Origin of the sequence: Paraburkholderia haematera (genome assembly GCF_905220975.1) — a bacterium.
Taxonomy (GTDB): domain Bacteria; phylum Pseudomonadota; class Gammaproteobacteria; order Burkholderiales; family Burkholderiaceae; genus Paraburkholderia; species Paraburkholderia haematera.
Map to the genome: position 1 here is coordinate 91,182 of NZ_CAJNBK010000007.1, position 17,428 is coordinate 108,609.

Annotated in this window: 16 protein-coding genes; 11 read left to right on the plus strand and 5 right to left on the minus strand. The window is 61.9% G+C overall.

The genetic code is table 11. The features are described from left to right. The first annotated feature begins 21 nt into the window (after nucleotides 1-21). From KHO23_RS15160 to KHO23_RS15185, 6 genes are all read left to right on the plus strand, one after another. On the plus strand, nucleotides 22-3,054 hold the full coding sequence (locus tag KHO23_RS15160; RefSeq protein WP_211612039.1) for a CHC2 zinc finger domain-containing protein: 3,033 nt from the start codon (nucleotides 22-24) through the stop codon (nucleotides 3,052-3,054). Further along, nucleotides 3,054-4,115, plus strand: a complete 1,062-nt coding sequence (gene xerC / locus KHO23_RS15165; protein WP_211612040.1) for a site-specific tyrosine recombinase XerC — start codon at nucleotides 3,054-3,056, stop codon at nucleotides 4,113-4,115. Before KHO23_RS15160 ends, xerC begins: the two co-directional genes overlap by 1 nt. Nucleotides 4,116-5,022: 907 nt before the next feature. Then, a complete protein-coding gene (locus tag KHO23_RS15170) occupies nucleotides 5,023-5,601 on the plus strand; it encodes an RHS repeat-associated core domain-containing protein (RefSeq protein WP_211612204.1) in 579 nt (192 codons plus the stop codon). Beyond that, nucleotides 5,591-6,025, plus strand: a complete 435-nt coding sequence (locus tag KHO23_RS15175) for a hypothetical protein (protein ID WP_128576023.1) — start codon at nucleotides 5,591-5,593, stop codon at nucleotides 6,023-6,025. The genes KHO23_RS15170 and KHO23_RS15175 overlap by 11 nt, the downstream gene beginning before the upstream one ends. A 131-nt stretch (nucleotides 6,026-6,156) precedes the next feature. Then, entirely contained in the window at nucleotides 6,157-6,504 is a 348-nt protein-coding gene (locus KHO23_RS15180; RefSeq protein ID WP_211612205.1) for an RHS repeat-associated core domain-containing protein, read from the plus strand. A 16-nt stretch (nucleotides 6,505-6,520) separates the two neighbouring features. Further along, a complete protein-coding gene (locus KHO23_RS15185; RefSeq protein ID WP_211612041.1) occupies nucleotides 6,521-6,757 on the plus strand; it encodes a hypothetical protein in 237 nt (78 codons plus the stop codon). 62 nt (nucleotides 6,758-6,819) lie between these two features. Here the strand turns inward: KHO23_RS15185 and KHO23_RS15190 are convergent, their stop codons facing one another. The 3 genes from KHO23_RS15190 to KHO23_RS15200 form a co-directional block, all read right to left on the minus strand. After that, nucleotides 6,820-7,053, minus strand: coding sequence for a SymE family type I addiction module toxin (locus KHO23_RS15190; protein ID WP_211612042.1), 234 nt, complete (start codon nucleotides 7,051-7,053; stop codon nucleotides 6,820-6,822). A 62-nt stretch (nucleotides 7,054-7,115) separates the two neighbouring features. After that, a complete protein-coding gene (locus KHO23_RS35415; RefSeq protein ID WP_268963893.1) occupies nucleotides 7,116-7,217 on the minus strand; it encodes a SymE family type I addiction module toxin in 102 nt (33 codons plus the stop codon). A 36-nt stretch (nucleotides 7,218-7,253) separates the two neighbouring features. Continuing rightward, the gene (locus KHO23_RS15200) at nucleotides 7,254-8,456 is read right to left on the minus strand and encodes an acyltransferase family protein (protein ID WP_211612043.1); all 1,203 of its coding nucleotides are present in this window, start codon (nucleotides 8,454-8,456) and stop codon (nucleotides 7,254-7,256) included. A 243-nt stretch (nucleotides 8,457-8,699) separates the two neighbouring features. On the opposite strand from KHO23_RS15200, the gene KHO23_RS15205 reads away from it, so the two are divergent. Together KHO23_RS15205 and galU are read left to right on the plus strand one after the other, a co-directional pair. Beyond that, nucleotides 8,700-8,843, plus strand: coding sequence for a hypothetical protein (locus KHO23_RS15205; protein WP_167346791.1), 144 nt, complete (start codon nucleotides 8,700-8,702; stop codon nucleotides 8,841-8,843). Nucleotides 8,844-9,133: 290 nt separating this feature from the next. Continuing rightward, nucleotides 9,134-10,051 carry a UTP--glucose-1-phosphate uridylyltransferase GalU gene (gene galU, locus KHO23_RS15210; protein WP_120291846.1) on the plus strand — a complete coding sequence of 306 codons (918 nt, stop codon included), beginning with the start codon at nucleotides 9,134-9,136 and terminating at the stop codon, nucleotides 10,049-10,051. A 165-nt stretch (nucleotides 10,052-10,216) separates the two neighbouring features. Here the strand turns inward: galU and KHO23_RS15215 are convergent, their stop codons facing one another. Further along, complete coding sequence (locus KHO23_RS15215; RefSeq protein ID WP_211612044.1) at nucleotides 10,217-12,391, minus strand: malate synthase G; 2,175 nt, start codon at nucleotides 12,389-12,391, stop codon at nucleotides 10,217-10,219. Between the two features lie 107 nt (nucleotides 12,392-12,498). Beyond that, on the minus strand, nucleotides 12,499-12,903 hold the full coding sequence (locus tag KHO23_RS15220) for a heme-binding protein (RefSeq protein ID WP_211612045.1): 405 nt from the start codon (nucleotides 12,901-12,903) through the stop codon (nucleotides 12,499-12,501). A gap of 256 nt (nucleotides 12,904-13,159) precedes the next feature. Between KHO23_RS15220 and KHO23_RS15225 the strand changes: the two genes are divergently transcribed. The 3 genes from KHO23_RS15225 (at nucleotide 13,160) to nirD (ending at nucleotide 17,410) form a co-directional block, all read left to right on the plus strand. Next, complete coding sequence (locus KHO23_RS15225) at nucleotides 13,160-14,035, plus strand: MOSC domain-containing protein (protein WP_211612046.1); 876 nt, start codon at nucleotides 13,160-13,162, stop codon at nucleotides 14,033-14,035. Nucleotides 14,036-14,481: 446 nt separating this feature from the next. Further along, nucleotides 14,482-17,022, plus strand: a complete 2,541-nt coding sequence (nirB, locus tag KHO23_RS15230) for a nitrite reductase large subunit NirB (protein ID WP_211612047.1) — start codon at nucleotides 14,482-14,484, stop codon at nucleotides 17,020-17,022. Between the two features lie 34 nt (nucleotides 17,023-17,056). Further along, on the plus strand, nucleotides 17,057-17,410 hold the full coding sequence (nirD, locus tag KHO23_RS15235; protein ID WP_211612048.1) for a nitrite reductase small subunit NirD: 354 nt from the start codon (nucleotides 17,057-17,059) through the stop codon (nucleotides 17,408-17,410). Nucleotides 17,411-17,428 lie beyond the last annotated feature (18 nt).

A 17,428-nucleotide genomic window follows, 5' to 3' on the forward strand; every position in this document is an offset into this window, starting at 1 on the left:
TTTTAGCCAAAGGACGGTTTTATGGCCCGCATCCCCGAATCCGAGCTTGAGCGCATGAAGGCCGAGGTGTCGGTGGAGCAGCTCGTGCGCGCGCACGGCATCGGGCTTGTGAAGTCGGGCCGCGACTGGCGGGGGCGCTGTCCGTTCCATGAGGACGGCACGCCGTCGCTGGTGGTGACGCCTTCGAAGAACCTGTGGCACTGCTTCGGCTGCGGGCTCGGTGGTGGTCCGGTGGACTGGGCGATGAAAGCGAACGGGATCTCGTTCCGGCACGCGGTGGAACTGCTGCGCGAGGGGATTCCTGCTTTAGCGGCTAAAGCGGGTGAGCGCACGACGGTGCGCGCGCTGGAGTCGCCGGTGTCGGTGGAGGTGGATGATGCGGCGCTGCTCGATCAGGTGGTGGACTATTACCACCAGACCCTGAAGAGCTCGCCCGAGGCGCTGGCGTACCTGGAGAAGCGCGGCATTGCGGCGGCGGTGGAGCCGTTCCGGCTGGGGTTTGCGAACCGGACGCTGGGGCTGCGGTTGCCGGAAAAGAACCGGGTGGCGGGCGAGGCGATCCGCACGCGGTTGCAGCGAATCGGGGTGATCCGCGAGAGCGGCCACGAGCACCTGAACGGGTGCATCGTGTTCGGCTGGCGTGACGAAGCGGGGCATGTTGCAGGCCTGTACGGGCGCAAGATCGTGGAGAACCAGGCGCGCAACCTGCCGAAGCATCTATACCTGCCGGGGCCGCATCGCGGGGTGTTCAACGCGGACGGTGTGCGTGGGCAGCGGGAAGTGATCGTGTGCGAATCGGTCATTGATGCGCTGACGTTCTGGTGTGCGGGGTATCAGAACGTGACGGCGTCGTTCGGTGCGGACGGGTTCACGGAGGATCACCTGGCGCTGTTCAGGGCGCAGGGCGTCGAGCGGGTCATCATCGCGTACGACCGGGATGCGGCGGGCGATGCGGGCGCGCAGAAGCTGGCCCGGCGGCTCACGGTCGAGGGGATCGGATGCTACCGGGTGCAGTTCCCGCACGGACTGGACGCGAATGAATATGCGCTGAAGGTGACGCCTGCGGCGAAGAGCCTGGGTGTGCTGATGCGGCGCGCGCAGTGGCTCGGCAATGGGGCGGCGCCTGTGCGTGAGGTGGTGGTGCCCGCATCCTCTTCCCTTGCTGCCAAGGGGACGGTTGCGTTACGCGGTAACGCTGGATCGCCAGCCGTCATGGCTGAACCGGCCCTCCCTTTAGCCGCTAAAGAGGAGGCGGAACCCGAGCTGGTGCCGTTGCGGGAAGCGGCGGTCGTGCTGCCGGCGAGCGTTGAGCCCGCGGCGCCGGCATTCGATATCCCGTGCGAGGTGAGTGGGTCGGAGATCGTGTTCGCGCTGGATCCGGTGCGCTACCGTGTGCGCGGGTTCGATGCCAGGGCGAAGGCGACGGCGGGCGTGCTGAAGGTGAATGTTCTGGCGAGCGTGGGCGAACGGTTCCACGTTGACACGTTCGACCTGTACCACGCGAAGGCGCGGGCGAACTACATTGCGCGGGCGGCGGCGGAGTTGCGGCTGACCGATGATGTGGTGAAGGCGGACCTCGGGCGGGTATTACTGAAGCTGGAGATGTTGCAGGCGGCGGCCGATGCGCTGGCGGCCGGCGCGCAGATGACGGCCGATGAGGAGCGCGAGGCGCTCGAACTGCTACGCACGCCGGCGCTGCTGGAGCGGATCGTGTCGGACTTCGCGGCGTGTGGCGTGGTGGGCGAGGAGACGAACAAGCTCGTCGGGTATCTCGCGGCGGTGTCACGCAAACTCGATACGCCGCTGGCGGTGGTGATCCAGAGTTCGAGCGCGGCGGGCAAGAGCTCACTCATGGATGCGGTGCTGGCGTTCGTGCCGGAAGAGGAGCGGATCAAGTACTCGGCGATGACCGGGCAGAGTCTGTTCTACATGGGCGAGACGAACCTGAAGCACAAGGTGCTGGCGATCTGCGAGGAGGAAGGGGCGAGCCGTGCGGCGTATGCACTGAAGCTGCTGCAAAGCGATGGTGAACTGACGATTGCGAGCACGGGCAAGGATGCGCAGACGGGCAACCTGGTGACGCAGGAATACCGGGTTGAAGGTCCGGTGTCGATCATGCTGACGACGACGGCGATCGAGATCGACGAGGAACTGCTGAACCGCTGCCTGATCCTGACGGTCGACGAGGGACGTGAGCAGACCGAGGCGATCCACCGTTTGCAGCGTCACAAGCGGACCCTCGACGGGCTGAAGCTGAAGGCACAGAAGGAGCGCGTGCTGTCGTTACACCGTAACGCGCAGCGGTTGCTGAAACCGCTGGCCGTGGTGAACCCGTACGCCGACCAGCTGACGTTCCAGTCGGAGCGCACGCGCATGCGCCGCGACCACGAGAAATACCTGACGCTGATCGACACGATAGCCTTGCTGCACCAGTACCAGCGGGAAGTGAAAACGGTGCGGCATGCTGGGGCCGAGCTGGCCTATATCGAGGTCACGCTGGCCGACATTGAGCAGGCGAATGCACTGGTGCATGAGGTACTGGGCCGGAGTCTCGACGAGTTGCCGCCGGTGACGCGGCGGGTGCTGGAAGAGATTACGCAGGCGGTGAAGGGCAAGCCGTTGCCGCGTGCGTCGGTGCGCTTCAGCCGGCGCGAAGTGCGGGAGTGGACGGGGCTCGGTGACACGCCGCTGCGCAAGCACCTTGAACGGCTGGTCGAACTGGAATATCTGCTGACACACCGCGGGCAGCGTGGTCAGAGCTTCGAATACGAACTGATGTATGACGGCGACGGCAGCGACGCGACGCACCTGGCGGGTTTGCTGGATGTGACTACGATTGGCAGTTCGCCCCCCGGTGAAGGTGAGTTCGCTCCCGGTTCGCTCCGCCAGAACTCCCCTTCTGCTCCCCCATCGCTCCCTGTGCAAAACCGCGCAGATTCAGGCGGTGAAAGGCCGTGCGGCGATGAGTCGGGAAACGAAGCAGAACTGCACATCTACGGGAATAAAAAACCGGATGTGGCAGTGCGTACGTCGTACCAGCGGGAGCCGATGTGATGGAGAGCGGCGCGGTGGTTCGGCGCAGGAAGCGCAAGCTGCGGGCCAGACGCAGCGTGACGGCGTACACGCCTGAGCACGTGGAGAGCGCGCTGATGGTGTTTGTTAAAGGGTATCTGGACTGGCTGGCGGTGACGGGTCGCACGGAGCAGACGGTGCGCAGCCGGTTGGTGGCGCTGGAGCGGTTCGTGCGATGGTGCGCAGAGCGTAGCCTGAGCCGTCCGCAGGAGCTCACACGTTCGGTGCTGGAAGCCTATCAACGACACCTTTACCTGTACCGCAAGCAGGACGGCAAGCCGCTGACGATCCGCACGCAGCAGACGATGCTCACGCCGCTGCGCGGGTGGTGCCGGTGGCTCTCGCGCGAGCGGCACGTGCAATACAACGCGGCGGCGGAGCTGGTGCTGCCGCGCGCGCCGAAACTGCTGCCGAAGGTGGTGCTGTCGGTGGTGCAGGTCGAGCGGCTGATGGACCAGCCGGACGTGGGCGGACTGACGGGTGCGCGTGATCGCGCGATTCTCGAGGTGCTGTACAGCACGGGCATGCGGCGCATGGAGCTGATCGGGCTGACGATCTCGGACATCGATCTGTCTGGCGGCACAGTGATGATCCGGCAGGGCAAGGGCCGGCGCGACCGGTATATCCCGCTGGGCGAGCGGGCGTGCTACTGGGTGGAGTGGTACTGCGACCGGATACGGCCGTCGCTCGCGGTGAGGACCGACGAGTGGACGCTGTTCCTGACGGACTACGGCGAGCCGTTCGGCAAGGGGCGGCTGTCTGACCTGGTGAAGCGGTACATGGAGAGGGCGGGCATCCGCGAGGGGGCGTGTCATGTGTTGCGGCACGCGTGCGCGACGCACATGCTGGAGAACGGTGCGGATATCCGGTTCATCCAGGCGCTGCTGGGCCATGCGGACCTGTCGAGCACGCAGATCTACACGCAGGTGGCGATCGGGAAACTGAAGGAGATCCACGCGGCGACGCATCCGGCGAAGCTGGAGCGTGATGCGCTCTCCCTGCTAGCTGCTATCGGGGCCGAAGCGGACGGGGACGCCGAATAAGGGAGTGCGGGCCTGGCGGCCCGATGGTGAAGAAGGTCCAGCGGCCTGCGGCCGGAGGCAACGAGGGCCGGGGGTAAATGTTGGGCCGGCTGTGCCGTCCCAACATTAAACATAACGCCCGGAAATTAGCACCGGTTAGCGGGCCGGCCTCGCTCCACCTGTCCCGTTGGCCGGCCCGCTAACCGGTGCTAATTTGCGTTATGTCTGGCGCCCCCGGCCCGGCCGGGTGCGCGAGGCGCACAGCAATACATCAGGGCCGCTGTGCGGCCAGTCACCTGGTACACGCAACAGCCAGGCATGGCGCTACGCGCAAGACAAAGTCAGGGGCCGCGAGGCGGCCAGTGAATGGAGTGAGCCCCGCCCACCCGTCAGTCTGCTGCGCGCGGGCTGCGGCCGCAGGCGGCCTTCGCGCCGTGCTCGCAGCCTGCCTCCCGTCCGCCCCCATGGGGCTCCCCAAAGTGAAGAACGAAAAAGCGCAAAGCGTGCTTCGCATGCGGTGCAAGCCGCCATGTCGTCTTGCACCGCATTGCTGAGCGTAGAACCCTGGTGGCCGTCAAGGCCAGGCCCTGCGGGCGCGCGCTGCGCGACCTTGACGGGGTTGGCGTCAGGATGGTTCACGAAGGTTTGAGCCGTTCTGGAGCAGTGGGGCACGACGGCCCTGTTCCGCCGGGTTTGCCGTCGCGCTGCGCGCGCCGTCAAACCCGGCGGGACGATATCTGCACGTAATACGTGATGGCACCACGCGCCTATCCTGCGGCGGCGGCCGTTGCTGCATAACAGCGATCCTGCTACTTGTTTCGAGATGCGAATCAATCGAGAATCGCGTCTGGAAAAAATTCTCTGAACGGCGAAGTCGACATGCTGGAAAGCCTTGCCTGATAAGGGAAAGCGGCCGGTATAAGGGCGGATTCGTGTCGGGGCGTTTGTTTACTATCGGAACCGCTATTACAGTCCGCAGACGGGCCGGTTCATTAGTGAGGATCCGATCGGGTGGGCCAGTGGGCAGACGAATGCGTATGCTTATGTCAACGGGAATCCCGTGTCGCTGTACGACCCTTTCGGTTTCTGGAGCGTCAGCGGGAGTGTGTATGGAGGTTTCGGCGTACAGGTCACCGTCTACGGCGACGGCTCTGCCCCAACGGCTTCGAGCATTACTGGGGTGGGGATACGCGGCGGGCGCGGCGCAGGTATAGGGCTTAGTTTCGATCCAAACGGCGCAGTACCAAGTAGAAGTAGCGATGGTTCGTCGGTAACTATCGGTGGTTTTGCGGAGGCGGGCACTAGCTTAGGTCCTTTTAATGCAAGCGTCGGTGCCTCCAGCGGCGTGGAATTCAACCAGTCTGGTTCGTCCGGCCTTCCGGGATTCGGGGGGCGGCCTTATCGAGGGGCGGGCGGCGGTATCGCGATCGGCTTTCCAAGTGCAGGTTTTGGGGGCGCTGCTTGTGCTGCAGTTGGCATTGAGGTGACCTATAGTCGTGGCAAATAAACTCATGTTCTGGCCTGCGATCAAGGTGGTGGTGCTAACAGTAGTGTTTGTGGCAGGATTGTCCGTGCAACCTGTTGCCAATATGCCGTTTGAGAGTTGGGTATTCCTTGGCGGGCTAGCAGGTGCGATGGGCTTTTTCCTGGCTTTGTGTGCTCTCCTTTTAAACCATCTTTTCTGGCCAAAAGCTAAGAAATGGAGGCTACCAGGATGGTCGAACGGTTTGTTATCACCGTGGCAACTGATTGATTTCTACTCGACGGTTTTGCTGGTAGTGGTTGCCAGTAGTGGACTTTCTCTGTGGGCGAAGCACGGGTGGCGTGAGGCTACGTTGGCGTTGTTCCCATTCGGAATGGCGTGCGGGATATGGATTGGCGTTCGACTCGGGATTGTGATTTTTAAGTCCAGAATGCCTGCACCTTCCTGATGGAAATATCCGCATAGAGTTCATACCGCTGACGCCCGCGTAACCGGAGATGCGATGTCTGCGGACAGGCCCTACTCGGTACGTAAGTACCTTCAATCAATGCGACTACGACGTGACCACGCAACTGCAAACTGGTTTGGTCTGTCGCAGTACCGTTTGTCTACTATCGCAATCGGTATTACAGTCCGGCGACCGGAAGGTTCATCAGTGAAGACCCCATAGGCTACGCGAGTGGGCAGACGAATGCGTATGCTTATGTGGCTGGGAACCCGGTTCAAAACGTCGATCCGTTTGGTCTGGCTACGACACCGACTGCTGATGAGATTATTTCTAGTCAATGCCAGGCGAGTGTGCGGCGCGTTTTCCCAGGGCAATATCTGGGCATGACCTTGGACGAGATAAAAGCGTTGTCGCGCAGCGGAGATCGTGATGCCAAGACGGCTTGGAAGCTCTTGAACGATAGCCGGTTCAGAAAGTGAACTTGATGGAGGCGCTATGACCCACGCGCTGTACGACTTGTTGGAAGAGCTCGATAGTCGGCGGCTGTACTACAGCTTAAGTAGGCACCGTATAGACTCGGTGTTGGTTTCTTTGACGTTGCCCGGCAAGCGGATAGAGATTGATGTATTTAACGACGGAAGACTGGAGATGTCTCAGTTCGTGGGTGATGAAAGCGTCATAGACGACACGGATGAGATATTCCGGATCGTCAACGATGCGTCGAGCAGCTAAGGTTCTGACCATTGCCAAGCATCCGTGACGTGACAGAAGGGCCGCTTGCGGCCCTTCTGCATTTAAAGCGGCGTAATGATGAGTTTCTGGTGTTCGACGGTGATACGCACGCGTGATCCGGGTTCAAAGCCGGCGGTCTCGATCCACCGTCCGGAGAGCTTCATCCACGGAAAGGTGGCCGGCTCCTTGCGCATATGGAAGGGCAGGCGTGCCGGTTTCTGGTAGCGCCAGGATTCCTGGATGGTGACGGACCGTTCGGTGACGGGTGGACGTGCTTTATGATTGGCATCAGCCATGATCAACTCCTGGTGTGAGCTGGTGGTGGTCAGCGGGTCGTATGGGTTGCCGCCCTCTGGTATTAAAGCGGCGTAATGATGAGCCGCTGGTGCTCAACGGTGATACGCACGCGCTGTCCAGGTTCAAAGCCGGCGGTCTCGATCCATCGCCCTGAGAGCTTCATCCACCCACGGAAAGAGGTGGACACCGGACCTGCTCTCTATCGCGATTTAAAACTCGCCGACCACTTCATCGCCGGCAATTCAACCAACCGATAGAACACGTACGCAACCGGCACGGCCACCAGCATGTAGCCGAACGACGGCCAGATCGACATTTGCAGCGAAGAGCGGAACAGAATCGACGAGAGCAGCACGAAGATCGGCAGATGAATCAGGTACAGCGAGAAGCTGAAGTCGCCGAAGCGCGACAAAAGACGCATGCCCAAGCCATCGGCCTGATGGGCCTTATCGCCAGCAGGCCGTTCCAGCGCCTTGTACAGATAGAACGCGAAACCGACCGCCCACAACTGGAATGCACCGTACTGCCCGAAATGGAACGCCGCGCAGCCGAGCGCGACGAACGCCGCGGCCAGCACATAGAGCCACGTCGACGAGCGCACATCCGGTGTGGCACGGGCACGGGCGTCGGCGATCCACGCGCCGAGCGTCCACGAAAACCAGTAAGACGTAAAAAACTGGATATCGTGGCGCTCCAGCACATAGGCGGACACCACATTGATCACAGCGACGATCGCCAGCACGGAGGTCATCCCCAGACGCCGGCGCAGCGCGAATAGCAGCGGGTAGATCGCATAGAACTGCACTTCGAGCGATAGCGTCCAGAGCGCGCCGTTCGATCCAAACGTCTTGCCGGCCACGCCTTGCAGCGAAAACAGGTTGACGAGGAACGCCTGCAGGCCGATCTCACGGATTTTGTGATTGACGGGCGGCAACTGCAAGCTGGCCCAGTCGAGTGCAAACGTCAGCACGAGTGCCGCCAGCAGCACCGGATAAATACGTGCGAAGCGGCGCACCCAGAAATTGCCGGTATCGAGCCGGTAGTCGGGATTTTTTGCGAGGCGCAGCGCGCCGCCGCGATGAATACAGTAACCGCTGATCACAAAGAAAATCGGCACGCCGGCCGAACCCCACGCAATCGGAAACGTCAGATAGGCAGCAATCGTACTCAAACTGAAAGAATGGCCGACACTTTGGTGAAAGGCCTGCATGCCGACCCATTCGACCTGGCGGCAATGAAAATACGCGACCAGAAGCGCGGCGAAACCTCGCATCGCGTCGATCACGTGTTCCTTGCCTGCGCTGTCGGCGCGCGCTTCGCTCTGGGCGCGCGGCGCGGCGGCCCGCCGCGACGGGGGGAGGGGCAGGGATGAGCCGGCGGCATCCAGTGCTGAGTCGCTCATACGCGGTCCTTATTCTGAAGGAAGAAAAAGCATATTCCCGGGCACGTCGTGCGCGCCCGCGGTGCATCACATCCTAGTGCACCGCGGCAGCAAAAAAATCGCTAAAAAATTGCATATCGAATCGCATTAGATGGCGGTTTTGTGACGAATTGTAATTACGTATAAGCACTTGCTACATCGAATTATTTGCCGGTTTTGTTGTGCTAATTTAAGGCACGGATTCTCTTGACCCGAGGTGAAGTCATGAACCTGCATTTACTTGCCGGCATTGCCGTGCTGCTGATCCTTGTTGCTGCCTCCGCCTACCGGGAGGCGCTGCGCAACGAGCCGATCCGCCGTTTCCGCATCAACCCGGGCAAGCTGCCCCAGCTCGACGAGAACGAATGAGAGGTGCTCTGGAGCGTTTGAACGCGTTCGCGATGCACGCTACCCGTTTCGCCGGGCAAGTAAAATTTTCGGAATTCCCGAAAATAATTCGATCTGAATGCGTAATTGTTTCCTGATGCAGCTCCCTGATGCGCCACTATCTGGAATATCGAAATTTATCGATTTATTTATTCGAATCGAAAAAATTCACGCATGAAATGAATTAATTTTTTGTTAGCCTTTTCGGCGACGTTGAGTGGCCGCGAGGCCCGCGAACACACTAATCTCTAACCGATGTGGGAATGCCTACCATGCTGAAAGTCACCAAAGCCGTGTTTCCCGTAGCGGGCCTCGGGACACGATTCCTGCCGGCTACCAAAGCAAGCCCCAAGGAAATGCTGCCGGTCGTCGACAAGCCGCTGATTCAATACGCGGTCGAAGAGGCGATTGCCGCCGGCATCACTGAAATGATCTTCGTGACGGGCCGCAGCAAGCGCGCTATCGAAGATCATTTCGATAAGTCGTACGAAATCGAAGCGGAACTCGAAGCGCGCAACAAGCAGAAGCTGCTCGACCTCGTGCGCAGCATCAAGCCGGCCAACGTCGATTGCTTCTACGTGCGTCAGGCCGAAGCACTCGGTCTGGGTCACGCGGTGCTGTGCGCCGAGAAACTGGTGGGCGAGAGCCCGTTCGCCGTGATTCTGGCCGACGATTTGCTGCACAGCTCGAAGCCGGTGATGAGCCAACTCGTCGACACGTTCAACCACTATCACAGCTCGGTGATCGGCGTCGAGACCATCGCGCGCGAAGACAGCCGCTCGTACGGCGTCGTGGACGGCCGGGAGTGGGAAGACAATGTGATCAAGATGTCGGGCATCGTCGAAAAGCCGGCGCCGGACAAGGCGCCGTCGAATCTAGGCGTGGTGGGCCGCTATGTGCTGATGCCGACCATCTTCAAGCATATCCGTGCGCTCAAGCCGGGTGCGGGCGGTGAGCTGCAATTGACCGACGCGGTGCAATCGCTGCTGACTGAAGAGCAGGTTCTCGCGTACCGCTACTTCGGCACGCGCTTCGATTGCGGCAGCAAGCTTGGCTATCTGAAGGCGACGGTGGAATTCGCGCTGCGTCATCCGGAAGTGAAGGCGGAATTCGAAGCGTATCTGCAAACGTATATGCAGGCGAATATGCAGGCCAGCGTGCCGGCGCAGTACACGGCGGAAGCGGCCTGAAGGTAAGCGGGCGCCGCAACGGTTTCACGCAGAAGCAACGCGCAGCACGACCGCGCAAATTTAAACGGGCGCCGCATGATGCGGCGCCCGTCTTTCTATCTGGCCTCGATTGCGGCTGAGTCCCGGGCCCAAAACTTTAGCCCCAAACCACGCCGCAAAAGGCCTTTACTGTGCCTTCTTCACTTCCAGCCGGAACTTGTGCAGCAATGGTTCCGTATAGCCGCTCGGCTGCTGGCGTCCTTCGAACACCAGCGCCTGCGCGGCCTTGAACGCCAGCGTGTCGAAGCCCGGCGCCATCGGCTTGTAGTGCGGATCGCCCGCGTTCTGCTCGTCGACCACCTTCGCCATTCGCTTGAAGGTTTCTTCGACCAGCTCGCGCGTGACCACACCGTGATGCAGCCAGTTGGCAATGTGCTGGCTGGAGATACGCAGCGTGGCACGGTCTTCCATCAGACCGACGTTGTGAATGTCCGGCACCTTCGAGCAACCCACGCCCTGATCGATCCAGCGCACCACGTAACCGAGAATGCCTTGCGCGTTGTTCTCGACTTCGCTGCGGATCTCATCCGCGTTCCACTTCGCTTCGGCGACGACCGGAATCGTCAGCAGGCCGTCGAGCAGCTCGTCGCGCACCTTCGCGTAGTCCGTGCGTTCGAGCTCCTGCTGAACCGCCTGCACGTCGACCTGGTGATAGTGCATCGCGTGCAGCGTTGCGGCGGTCGGCGAGGGCACCCATGCGGTGTTCGCGCCGGACTTCGGATGCACGATCTTCTGTTCGAGCATGGCGTGCATCAGGTCGGGCATGGCCCACATGCCCTTGCCGATCTGCGAGCGGCCACGCAGGCCCGCGCTCAACCCGGCCAGCACGTTGCTGCGCTCGTAGGATGTGATCCATGCGCTCGACTTCATGTCGCCCTTGCGCATCATCGGGCCGGCTTCCATGGCCGTGTGCATTTCGTCGCCGGTGCGGTCGAGGAAACCCGTGTTGATGAACGCGACACGCTCGGACGCTTCGCCGATACAGGCGAGCAGGTTGACGCTGGTGCGCCGCTCCTCGTCCATGATGCCCATCTTGATCGTATTGCGCGGCAGCTTCAGCAGATCTTCAATGCGCGCGAACAGTTCGCTCGCGAACGCGACTTCCGCCGGGCCGTGCATTTTCGGCTTCACGATATAGATCGAGCCGGTGCGCGAATTCAGCTTGTGCTGGCGGTCGTGCAGCGCGCACAGCGTGGTGATGACGCCGTCGAGAATGCCTTCCGGAATCTCCTGACCGTCTTTCGTCAGCACGGCCGGATTCGTCATCAAATGACCGACGTTGCGGATGAACAGCAGCGAGCGGCCATGCAGCTTGACTTGCGACTTGCCGTCCGCGCCCGTGTACTCGCGATCGGCATTCAGACGGCGCGTGAAGGTCTTGCCGCCCTTCGTGACTTCTTCCGCCAGGTCGCCGTTCATCAGGCCGAGCCAGTTGCGATAGAGCTGGACCTTGTCGTCGGCATCGACAGCGGCAACGGAGTCTTCGCAGTCGATGATCGTGCTCACCGCGGCTTCGACCAGCACGTCTTTCACGTGTGCCGAATCGGTCTTGCCGATCGAATCGTTCGCGTCGATCTGGATTTCGAAGTGCAGGCCGTTGTGCTTCAACAGCACGGCGGACGGTGCGCTCGGGTCGCCCTGATAACCGATGAATTGCGCCGGCGTTTTCAGTTCGGTCTTGCCGCTCTTCAGCGTGACGACGAGCTTGCTGCCTTCGACGCTATACAACGTGGCGTCGACGTGCGAGCCGCTTGCTAGCGGCGCGGCCTGATCGAGAAACTTGCGTGCATAAGCGATCACCGCGGCGCCGCGCACCGGGTTGAAGGCCTTCTGCTTTTCGGCGCCGTTGGTCTCGGGGATCGCATCGGTGCCGTACAGGGCGTCGTACAGGCTGCCCCAGCGTGCGTTGGCTGCATTCAACGCATAGCGCTGATTCGACAGCGGCACGACGAGTTGCGGGCCGGCCTGTTCGGCGATTTCAGTGTCCACGTGGTCGGTCGTGGCTTTGACGCTCGCGGGCGTTGGCACGATGTAGCCGATGCCTTCGAGAAAGGCGCGGTACGCGCGCAGATCGCGTACCGGGCCCGGATTGGCGCGATGCCAGGTGTCGAGTTCGGTTTGCAGGCGGTCGCGCTCGGCCAGCAGCGCACGGTTTTTCGGCGCCAGCTCGTGCACGAGGGCGTCGAAACCTGACCAGAAAGCGGCGCTGTCGAGTCCGGTGCCGGGCAGGGCTTCGGTTTCGACGAACTGGTCGAGGTTGGCGGCGACTTGCAGTCCACCGCGCGGGTTCATCTGAGTCATCGACTGCTCCATCTATGTGAATAGGGCCGATGTGGGGGCATCGGCCCGTGTTGTGCTTCGTTCTTCTATTGCCGCCGCTTTGAACGGACTTCGAACCGAATCCGAACTTAAGCGGCGATTGCCTGAATACCCGCGCGGGCGATCTGTGCGTCCTGATCCGACTTGACGCCCGATACGCCGACCGCGCCGACCACCTGGCCGTCGACGATCACCGGCACGCCGCCTTCCAGCGTGCCCTGCAACGGCGCACTCAGGAATGCCGTGCGGCCGTTGTTGATCATGTCTTCGTATACCTTGGTTTCACGGCGGCCGATCGCCGAAGTGCGGGCTTTTTCGGTCGCGATGTACGAACTGGCGGGCGCGCTGCCGTCCAGACGCAGCATTCCGAGCGGGTGGCCGCCGTCGTCGACCACCACGATAGCGACGGCCCACTGGTTCTTCTCGGCTTCCGCGCGGGCGGCTTCGAGGATTCGGGTCGTTTCGGCAACGGTCAACACGGGTTTGCTCAGCATAATGATTTTCCTGTTTCGTTGATGGTAGGGATGCTTCTACAAATTTTGTCCAGTGGCGCACCCGGGTGCGCGGATGCCGCGACGCAGGCCTCGGTATTGTCCCAGCGTTTGTCCGAGTGCTTAACTTTGGGATTTTACGTCCAAGCGGGGCCGCGAGGAACGGCGGCATGCCCCGGCCAGTTTTAAGCGGTGCGTCGTTGCGCCTTACAATCGAGTATCGACACAACAAAAACGCGTGTGCCCCACGCTCCACACCATGCCTACCATCAGCGAGCTTTTCGTCTATCCAATCAAATCCTGTGCCGGCATTGCGCTCAATCAGGCGCGCCTGCTCGCCACCGGTCTCGAATACGATCGGTGCTGGATGGTCACCGACCCGAGCGGGGCGATGCTCACGCAGCGCGCGTATCCCCGCATGGCGCTGATCAAGGTCGAGATCGGCGAACATGACCTCGTGATCCGTGCGCCTGGCATGAGCGAGTTGCGCACGCCGCTCGACGCCGCCGGACTCAACGCACCGCAAAAGGTGCAAACCGTGGTCTGGGGCGACGCGGCCTACGGGCTCGACACCGGCGAAGAAAGCGCCGCATGGTTTTCAGGGGTGCTCGGCGTGCCGGCGCGGCTTTTGCGCTTCAATCCCGAGCGCGAGCGGATTGTCGATCCGGAGTACACAGGTAGCGTCGGCGGCGCCACCACGCATTTCGCCGACGGCTTTCCGCTGCTGGTGATCGGCCAGGCGTCGCTCGACGATCTGAACGGTCGCCTGAACAGCAAGGGCGCGCCGTCGATTCCGATCGACCGGTTTCGCCCCAACGTCGTGCTGACGGGGCTCGATGCGTATGAGGAGGATTATGTCGAGCGCCTGAATGTCGACGGGGCAGAGGATCAGGCCGTGCAACTGCAACTGGTCAAGCTATGCTCGCGCTGCCCAATGCCGAACATCGATCAGGCGAAGGGCACGCCCGATCCCGATTGGCCGAACGAACCCACCGACACCATGAGCGTCTACCGGGCGAATCCGCAGCGAAATGGCGCGCTAACGTTCGGCAACAATGCAGTCGTCGCGAGCGGAGCCGGAACATGGCTGCGCGTCGGGCAAGCGGTCGAAGCCGAGTTGGGCTTTGGCGACTAGGTTGGGTTCAACGCGGCACGAAGTCCGCTGCGAGATGACCGGGCACGGCGTGATTTCATGCGGCTTGGGCGAGGGCCTCTGCCGCGCTCGCTCGCACGGGCGCAGTGCTGCGTCGCACCATCCCTGTGCTTCGCTGCATCAAATCGTGACGCACGCGGCGTTCGCCGCACACATGCTTGAATCACCGCAAAGGCCCGCGCCACGGCGCTGCGGCCCAAATTCTTCACACCTGGCACAGCCTTTGCGTTAAGCGATGCCATCGGATCAACGTGGATCCGGCGCGAGCGCAACAACAAGGCACTCGCTGCGGCACAGGTCAGGACAACGGCGTCCCCCGAATTCAGTCATCGACTGGGTTCGCGGGACGCCGTTTTTATTTCCGGAATCGCTTTCGCCCGATGCCACGCGTCAGCAACCGAAGCACAGCACACTCAGGAACCGCGCTCATGAAAATCATCGTTATCGGTCACGGGATGGTCGGCCACAAACTGGTCGAATGCCTGGCACAAGACGCGGCGCACGGCCTCGATATCACTGTGCTGTGTGAAGAATCCCGGCCGGCGTACGACCGCGTGCATCTGTCCGAATTCTTCGCGGGCAAGACAGCAGACGACCTGTCGCTCGTCGAGCCGGGTTTCTTCGAACGCCAGAACGTCTTGCTGAAACTGAATGCGAAGGCCGTGGCGATCGACCGCGACGCGCGCACCGTGACGGTATCGACTGGCGAGACCTTGCCGTACGACAAATTGGTGTTCGCCACAGGTTCCTATCCGTTTGTGCCGCCGGTGCAAGGCCGCGAGCGGGCCGACTGCTTCGTCTACCGCACCATCGACGATCTCGAAGCCATGCAGGAATGCGGCGCCCGCTCGAAGACCGGCACGGTGGTCGGCGGCGGTTTGCTCGGTCTCGAATGCGCGAAGGCGCTGCGCGACATGGGCCTGCAAACGCATGTGGTCGAATTCGCGCCGCGCCTGATGGCGGTTCAGGTCGACGAAGGCGGCGGCCGCGTGCTGCGCACCAAGATCGAAGAGCTCGGCGTGACGGTGCACACGCAGAAGAACACCTCGGCGATTGTCGACGGCGAGAACGGTACGCATCGCATGCAATTCGCCGATGGCAGCTTCCTCGACACCGACATGATCGTGTTCTCCGCGGGCATTCGTCCGCGTGACGATCTCGCCCGTGCGAGCGGCCTCGCGCTCGGTCAACGCGGCGGCATCGTGATCGACAACGCGTGCCGCACCAGCGACCCGCACATCTATGCGATCGGCGAGTGCGCGCTGTGGAACGGTCAATTGTTCGGCCTCGTTGCGCCCGGCTATGACATGGCGCGCACCGTGGCGAAGCAACTGCTCGGCGACCCGGCGGAATTCGCCGGCGCGGATATGAGCACCAAGTTGAAGCTGATGGGCGTGGACGTTGCCAGCATCGGCGACGCACACGGCAACACGCCGGGCAGCCGCGCGTATCAGTTCAGCGACGAACGCAAGCAGGTCTACAAGAAGCTGGTGGTGTCCGAGTGCGGCAAGTATCTGCTCGGCGGGGTCATGGTCGGCGACGCGAGCGAATACGGCACGTTGCTGCAGATGATGCTGAACCGCATCGAGTTGCCGGAATCGCCTGAATTCCTGATTCTGCCGTCGTCCGACGGTCAGGCGAAACCGGCGCTCGGCGTCGAGGCCTTGCCCGCCGGCGCGCAGATCTGCTCGTGCAACAACGTCTCGAAGGGCGATCTGTGCGCCGCTGTGTGCGCGGGCGCGACTGATATCGGCGCTTTGAAATGCGCGACTAGTGCAGGCACTTCGTGCGGCGGCTGCGTGCCGCTCGTCACGCAAGTGATGAAAGCCGAAATGAAGAAGCAGGGCCTCGCGGTCAACAACCACCTGTGCGAACACTTTCCGTATTCGCGCCAGGAATTGTTCCACCTCGTGCGCGTAGAGGGCGTGCGCAGCTTCGGCGAATTGCTGGCGAAGCACGGACACGGTCTCGGCTGCGATATCTGCAAGCCGGCCGTGGCGAGCATCCTCGCTTCGTGCTGGAACGAATTCGTGCTGAAGAAAGAACTCGCCTCGCTGCAGGACACCAACGATTACTACCTCGCGAACATCCAGCGCGATGGCACCTATTCGATCGTGCCGCGCATGGCGGGCGGCGAGGTGACGCCTGACGGTTTGATCGCAGTCGGCCAGGTGGCGAAGAAATATGGCCTGTACACGAAGATCACCGGCGGCCAGCGGGTCGACCTGTTCGGCGCGCGGGTCGAGCAACTGCCGTTCATCTGGGAAGAACTGATCGCGGCCGGTTTCGAATCGGGCCATGCGTACGGCAAATCGCTGCGCACGGTGAAGTCGTGCGTCGGTTCGACGTGGTGCCGCTACGGCGTCGGCGATTCGGTGGGTCTCGCAGTCGAACTCGAGAACCGCTACAAGGGCCTGCGTACGCCGCACAAGATCAAATTCGGCGTGTCCGGTTGCACGCGCGAATGCGCGGAGGCGCAGGGCAAGGACGTCGGCATCATCGCCACCGAGAAGGGCTGGAATCTCTACGTTTGCGGCAACGGCGGCATGAAACCGCGTCATGCCGAATTGCTCGCCTCGGACCTCGATCAGGAAACGCTGGTGCGATACATCGACCGCTTCCTGATGTTCTACGTGCGCACGGCCGACCGTCTGCAACGCACCAGCGTGTGGCGCGACAACCTCGAAGGCGGCCTGGAATACCTGATCGACGTGGTCGTCAACGATCGCCTGGGCGTGGCCGCGGAGCTTGAAGTGGACATGCGGCACGTGGTCGAAACCTACGAATGCGAATGGAAGAAGGCCGTCACCGATCCTGAAACGCGTAAGCGTTTCCGTCATTTCGTCAACAGCGGCGAGCCGGACAGCAATGTCGCGTTCGTCGAGGAACGCGGCCAGATTCGCCCTGCGACGAGCGACGAGCGGCGCTCGAAACTCGCTTCGATTCCTGTCGTTGTCGAAACCGTTTGATTCTTCCTTGCGTCATTCACTGAGGACTTCTGCCATGAACCTTGACCGCCTTCCGCTTGCCTGGACGCCGATTTGCCCACTCGACGAGATCGTCCCGAACACGGGCGTGTGCGCGCTCGTCAACGGCGAACAAGTGGCGGTATTTCATGTGGACAATGGCGACCAAGACACCGTCGTGTATGCGATCGAAAACTTCGATCCGGGCTCGCAAGCGGCGGTACTCTCGCGCGGCTTGATCGGCAGCCTCGGCGAGCGTCTCGTGGTCGCTTCGCCGATCTACAAGCATCACTTCGATCTGCGCACCGGCGAGTGCCTGGAAACACCGGCGTATTCCGTCAACGCGTTCGCCGCGCGGGTGGAAAGCGGGCAGGTGTGGGTCGCGATGTGAGCCACTGATTCTTTGTCA

What these genes read in the sequence shown, in the direction of transcription:
- nirB (WP_211612047.1), top strand. Translation starts at nt 14,482, where the DNA reads ATGAAAATCATCGTTATCGGTCACGGGATGGTCGGCCACAAACTGGTC.
- KHO23_RS15160 (WP_211612039.1), top strand. Translation starts at nt 22, where the DNA reads ATGGCCCGCATCCCCGAATCCGAGCTTGAGCGCATGAAGGCCGAGGTG.
- KHO23_RS15190 (WP_211612042.1), bottom strand. Translation starts at nt 7,053, where the DNA reads ATGGCTGATGCCAATCATAAAGCACGTCCACCCGTCACCGAACGGTCC.
- nirD (WP_211612048.1), top strand. Translation starts at nt 17,057, where the DNA reads ATGAACCTTGACCGCCTTCCGCTTGCCTGGACGCCGATTTGCCCACTC.
- KHO23_RS15215 (WP_211612044.1), bottom strand. Translation starts at nt 12,391, where the DNA reads ATGACTCAGATGAACCCGCGCGGTGGACTGCAAGTCGCCGCCAACCTC.
- KHO23_RS15200 (WP_211612043.1), bottom strand. Translation starts at nt 8,456, where the DNA reads ATGAGCGACTCAGCACTGGATGCCGCCGGCTCATCCCTGCCCCTCCCC.
- KHO23_RS15185 (WP_211612041.1), top strand. Translation starts at nt 6,521, where the DNA reads ATGACCCACGCGCTGTACGACTTGTTGGAAGAGCTCGATAGTCGGCGG.
- xerC (WP_211612040.1), top strand. Translation starts at nt 3,054, where the DNA reads ATGGAGAGCGGCGCGGTGGTTCGGCGCAGGAAGCGCAAGCTGCGGGCC.
- KHO23_RS35415 (WP_268963893.1), bottom strand. Translation starts at nt 7,217, where the DNA reads ATGAAGCTCTCAGGGCGATGGATCGAGACCGCCGGCTTTGAACCTGGA.
- KHO23_RS15205 (WP_167346791.1), top strand. Translation starts at nt 8,700, where the DNA reads ATGAACCTGCATTTACTTGCCGGCATTGCCGTGCTGCTGATCCTTGTT.
- KHO23_RS15220 (WP_211612045.1), bottom strand. Translation starts at nt 12,903, where the DNA reads ATGCTGAGCAAACCCGTGTTGACCGTTGCCGAAACGACCCGAATCCTC.
- galU (WP_120291846.1), top strand. Translation starts at nt 9,134, where the DNA reads ATGCTGAAAGTCACCAAAGCCGTGTTTCCCGTAGCGGGCCTCGGGACA.
- KHO23_RS15225 (WP_211612046.1), top strand. Translation starts at nt 13,160, where the DNA reads ATGCCTACCATCAGCGAGCTTTTCGTCTATCCAATCAAATCCTGTGCC.